Origin of the sequence: Roseibium sp., from assembly GCF_025698965.1 — a bacterium.
Lineage (GTDB): Bacteria > Pseudomonadota > Alphaproteobacteria > Rhizobiales > Stappiaceae > Roseibium.
In genome coordinates, this window is sequence record NZ_JAILWL010000458.1 from 1 (window position 1) to 5,279 (window position 5,279).

General features: G+C 57.0%; 5 protein-coding genes. 1 reads left to right on the forward strand and 4 read right to left on the reverse strand.

Annotated features, from left to right (window positions below):
- The 4 genes from K5905_RS26900 to K5905_RS26915 form a co-directional block, all read right to left on the reverse strand.
- On the reverse strand, positions 1-1,222 hold a 1,222-nt coding region (locus K5905_RS26900), incomplete at its 3' end, for a molybdopterin cofactor-binding domain-containing protein (RefSeq protein WP_297590028.1).
- Positions 1,219-1,719 (reverse strand): (2Fe-2S)-binding protein, encoded by a 501-nt coding sequence (locus tag K5905_RS26905; protein ID WP_297590037.1) that lies wholly within the window; start codon positions 1,717-1,719, stop codon positions 1,219-1,221. The genes K5905_RS26905 and K5905_RS26900, both read right to left, overlap by 4 nt.
- 32 nt (positions 1,720-1,751) lie before the next feature.
- The gene (locus K5905_RS26910; RefSeq protein ID WP_297590030.1) at positions 1,752-2,618 is read right to left on the reverse strand and encodes a xanthine dehydrogenase family protein subunit M; all 867 of its coding nucleotides are present in this window, start codon (positions 2,616-2,618) and stop codon (positions 1,752-1,754) included.
- A 448-nt stretch (positions 2,619-3,066) separates the two neighbouring features.
- Positions 3,067-4,317: an MHYT domain-containing protein gene (locus tag K5905_RS26915; RefSeq protein WP_297590034.1), complete on the reverse strand. Its 1,251-nt coding sequence runs from the start codon at positions 4,315-4,317 to the stop codon at positions 3,067-3,069.
- A gap of 243 nt (positions 4,318-4,560) precedes the next feature.
- Between K5905_RS26915 and K5905_RS26920 the strand changes: the two genes are divergently transcribed.
- A partial coding sequence (locus K5905_RS26920; RefSeq protein WP_297590035.1) for a Gfo/Idh/MocA family oxidoreductase occupies positions 4,561-5,279 on the forward strand: 719 nt, incomplete at its 3' end.

The following is a 5,279-nucleotide window of genomic DNA, read 5'->3' on the forward strand; positions in this document are numbered from 1 at the left end:
CCAGCTTCTGCGCCAGAATGTCCATGCCCCGTTCGATGCAGTAAGCGGCTTCCGTAACGCGGAAGGAGCAACGATAGGCGACGCCGCCAGGGGCCTTGTTGGTATAGACGCCGTCGACTTCAAGGTGGGCCGCCGGAAAGTCATAGGAACCGGTGACGATGTTGAAGAAACCGGCCGGCCATTTCGACGGGTCGGCGCAGGCGTCAAAACCGCCATGGTCGGCAAGCACATGCACTTTCAAACCTGTAACGGTACCGTCGTTCTTTGCGGCTATTTCCGTGGTCATGTGATAGTCGCGGGCAAACGAAGTAGTGGAGAGGTTCTCCATCCGGTCTTCCACCCATTTCACCGGCACACCGGTGACGATGGAGGCGACGATCGAACAGATATAGCCCGGATAGGCACCCACCTTGTTGCCGAAACCACCGCCGATATCCGGCGCGATCACATGGATCTTGTGTTCCGGGATCGTGGACAGCAGCGAGGCGACCGTGCGGATCACGTGAGGGGCCTGGAATGTGCCCCAGACGGTCAGCTCCCCCTTGACCTTGTCCATGGAAGCAACGCATTGGCAGGTTTCAAGCGGCGAGGGATGGGTGCGATGATAGGAGATCATCTCCTTGACGGTGACATCCGCGTCGGCAAACGCCTTTGACGTTTCGTCCTTGTCGCCGACTTCCCAGGTGAAGATGTGGTTGTGGTGCTTGCGTGGTCCGTGTGCGCCTTCGGTTTTTCCTTCAAGATCCGGGCGCAGGACAGGTGCATCCGCATCCATGGATTTGAACGGATCGGTCAGCACAGGCAATTCTTCGTATTCGATTTCGACCAATTGAATCGCATCGTCCGCGATGTAGCGGTTTTCGGCGACAACAAAGGCGACTTCCTGGTTCTGATAAAGAACCTTGCCATCGGCAAGCACCATCTGGACGTCACCCGCAAGCGTCGGCATCCAGGCCAGATTGACGCCCTTGAGGTCCTCGGCAGTCAGAACCGCGATCACTCCCGGAATTTTCAAGGCTTCGGTTGCGTCGATCTTGGTGATCTTGGCGTGCGGGTAGGGAGAGCGGACGAAGTCGCCGAACACCATTCCCGGTAGCTTCAGATCGTCGACATACTGGCCCTTGCCTTGTGTGAAGCGAATGTCTTCAACGCGTTTGCGCTTGCAACCCATGCCTTCCAGGGCGGCTTCGCGCTGTTCCCGTGTGGGGGTCATGTCATTCATTCTGCAGCCTCCTGAATATCGGTGCCGTTCAGCTTTGCGGCGGCGTATTGGATGGCCTTGACGATGTTCTGATAGCCGGTACAGCGGCACAGATTGCCCGAGATACCCATCCGGATTTCATCTTCCGTCGGGTTCGGGTTTTCCTTCAAAAGCGTATGGGCGCGGGTGATCATGCCGGGGGTGCAGAAGCCGCATTGCAGACCATGCATCTGACGGAAGCCCTCCTGGAGAGCCGACAGCGTGCCATCCGGATTGGCAAGACCTTCGATTGTGGTCAGTTCCGCTCCATTCGCCTGGGCCGCAAACACGGTGCAGGACTTCACAGACATGCCATTCATTTCGACGGTACAGGCGCCGCAATGGGATGTTTCGCAGCCGATATGGGGTCCGGTGATGTTAAGGTCTTCCCTAAGGAAATGGATCAGAAGCGTGCGCGCATCGACAAAGCGCTGCACCTTCTTGCCGTTGACGGTCATTGTGACCGGGATTTGTTCAATGTCGCTCATGATTTTCTCCCTCGGTCCCAATTTCAGCCGGATGCGCGTTCAGCAGCGCGGGCAAGTGCACGTTGCATCATGACGCCGGCCATCTTTGTCCGGTATTCAGCTGGGCCCCGGCCATCGGAAGCCGGTTCGGTGATGGCTTCAGCTGCGGCGACGGCCTGCCTCACCGTGTTCGCATCAAGCGTCGATCCGGTCAAAATGTCGCTCGCCTGGGCAGCGAAAAGCGGCGTGTCGGCAACATTGGTCAGAGCGATCGAACAGCTGGAAACCGTGCCGCCGTTCATCGTCAGAACAACCGCGGCAGCGGCGGTCGCATAGTCGCCGACCTTGCGCTTCAGTTTTTCGTAGGCGTAACCGTGACCTGCAGGAGGCACCGGAATTTTCACGGCCGTCAGAATTTCCTCTGGTGCTAGGGCGGTGAAATAAGCCGCCTCATAAAAATCACGCGCAGCAACATCGCGCGCGCCGTCCGGTCCGGTCAGAACATACGACGCATTCAGACACTGCATAAGACCAGGCATATCGTTACCCGGGTCTCCATTGGCGACATTGCCGCCAAGCGTCCCGAGGTAACGGATCTGCGGATCGGCAATCAACAAAGACGTTTCGCGAATGATGGGCAGCTTCTCGCTCAAGAGATCCGACTCGATCAGCTCATGCTGTGTCGTCATGGCGCGAATGGTGATCGTACCGGCATCCTCGCTGATGCCTTTCAGGTCAGCGATGCCGCCGAGGTCGACCAGATGCTCCGGCGCTGCCATGCGCAGCTTCATCATCGGAATCAGACTGTGGCCGCCGGAAAGCGGCCGGGCTTCGTCGCCATGACTGGCCAGAATGGCGACGGCTTCGGCCACCGTTGATGGCCGGTGATAGGTGAATTCACCAGGGATCACGTTTCTCTCCTCCCTCAAACGGTCCAAACATTGCGAACCGATCACCGGATGAAGGTTCCTCGCGTCCAAGGACAGGTCACCCGGCTGGAACGTGCGCTTCCGTCAAAAGCGACGGAATGTCACATGCCGTCAGGGTGGAGAGGGGTGCGCCGCACACACAAGACGGCATGCACCGGATACGTGCAACATTACATGGACAGCCGGCTCTGGAGCACGAAATACGTAAGAATCCTTGACGTATTTCACGAGCAACGGTTCCGAAAATCTGTCTGAATTTGTTTTAAGCTATTGAAAAATCAGAATTTGACGAATTTCTCACGGCAATCGGAAATAAACTCGTTAAAGTTGCGCAAAAAAAGACAGGTTTGCACGAACGGCGGGAATTTAAAAAGTTGCTGCGCTGCACATTGGGCGCGTATGCAGGCGGAACTCCCCCTTTCGGAGACCGCTATTGCGCGGCCGCCTGATGATTTTGCTGATCTGCGGATTCGGTCAGGGTGGTCAGCCTATCGCGGATACGGCTCCAGCGGGACCGGCTGACAGGCACAGTCTGCGCATCGTCGCCCTCAAGGACCAGAACACCGCCGTCACCGGCGCGTTTGAAGCTTGAAACACAAGACAGGTTGACGATGTGGCTGCGGTGAACCCGTTTGAAAAGTTTCTGATCGAGCTGTTGTTCCGCCTCGCTGATTGAGAGTGGGCAGAAATATTCGCGATGACCGTCATAGATTTTCGTGTAATGCGCATCAGCGTGGATAGCAGCAATATCCGCTATGCCGATCTGGGTTTTCTGGCCATCTCGTTCGATCGGCAAGGTTCGTTTTGCAGTAGGTTTGGACGATCTCGGAGAGGACGGTGCTGCCTGGAGACCGGCAGCAGTCCGTTTACCCGGATCTGAAGCTGCAGCTTCTTGAAGTGCGGGTTCAGCTTCATCGATGGTTTCTTCGACATTACCATCGTGGCTAGCTGTTTCCTGATCCCGCCCCGCCTCGGCCTGCTGCACCGGAACCAGCGTCAGGAGAAACAGGCCAGAGACCAGAAAGGCGACACAGGAGACAAAGATCGCCAGCGTTGCCGGATTAAGGCTCGGAGCGGCAAGGCGTCCGGCCGTTTCTGACAGGGAATAGGTCATGCCCGACATGGCCGTGTAATGCATGGCGGAGATGGCAAGACCCATAACGGCTGCCGAGACGACAAGCGGTGGCCGCTTGCCAAGACCGAACAAAAGCCAAAGCGCAAGCCCGGCGGCATTGAAAGCAATCAGGAAACTCGCAAGTACATAGGCAGGCTCATGATCCATTAACAGCGAGTCGTGGAGCGAGTACATGCCGAGATAATGCATGGTGCAGATACCGGCCCCCATCACGAAGGCGGCCAGTCCAAGCCTGAGCGAGGTCAGTCGCCGGTTGCTGGCCGTGAAGACGGCCACGCCGACAACGAGAACGCAGACGAGAAAAGACAGCAGCGTCGGCAGAACCAGAAAATCAACACCAATGGGAAACTTGGCGGCCAGCATGCCGACGAAATGCATGGACCAGATGGCAAGAGCAAGGGTCAGCGCTGCTCCGGCAAGGAGCATGCGCCGTCTGGGTTCAACGGCGTTTCTCACCTGAACCGCAAGGCTCAGGCCGACAAAGCTTCCCTGAAATGCCATGACCAGGGAAAGCGCGACGAGCCAGGGCTCGTGCGTCACTGTCATGTTGAGGCTCTCCTCCCAATCAGCCCCGAATTCGCGTCGCGAACGGTCATATCACTCTGATGATAAGGGAAAGGTCGAAGGGCAGCAATCATGTCCTTGAGCAAGTTGCTGTTTATGCGCTTTCCCGGCACCTGCTGTGTAACATTTTCCATTTCTGTGCTTGACTCAATTGGAACGTTCCAGTAGGACTCGCATCAACAAATTGGAACGTTCCAAAAAAAGATACTGATCCGGGAGGAATTCATGCAGTGGGCCCTGGTTGGCGCAAGTCGTATCGCGTCGAGCTACATGATTGATGCGATCCGGGCACAGAGCGGGTCGGACGTTGTTTCCGTCCTGAGTTCAAGCGCAGATCGCGGTGAGGTCTTCGCGCGGGACAACAATATCGCTACGAGCTTTACGGATCTGGATGCCCAGCTTTCAGACGACACTGTCGATGCGGTCTACATCTCCACCACCAACGAGAAGCACCATGCACAGGCATTGGCGGCGATCGCGGCCGGCAAGCATGTTCTGTGTGAAAAGCCGTTGGCCATGACCTTGGACGATGCTGTCGGGATGGTTCGGGCCGCAGAGGACAAAGGCGTAGTGTTTGCTACCAATCACCACTTGCGCAATGCCGGTTCTCATCTTGCTATTCACGAGGTGATCAAGAGCGGAAGGATCGGCAAAGTCCTGAGCGGACGGGTCTTTCACGCGGTCAATTTGCCCGAGCATCTTCGCGGCTGGCGCATCAATGATGCGGCCGCAGGTGGCGGTGTCATCCCCGACATAACGGTCCATGACGCGGATACGGTTCGTTTCCATCTGGAAGAAGACCCGCTGGAAGTTGTCGCGATGGCCGGAACCTCAGGTTTGGGCGAGGGTGTTGAGGACAGTGTCATGTCCGTCTGGAAAATGCCGTCCGGGGCCATGGTGCAAAGCCACGAAAGTTTCACCCATGGATTTGCCGGAACCGGCAT

What these genes read in the sequence shown, in the direction of transcription:
- K5905_RS26915 (WP_297590034.1), bottom strand. Translation starts at nt 4,317, where the DNA reads ATGACAGTGACGCACGAGCCCTGGCTCGTCGCGCTTTCCCTGGTCATG.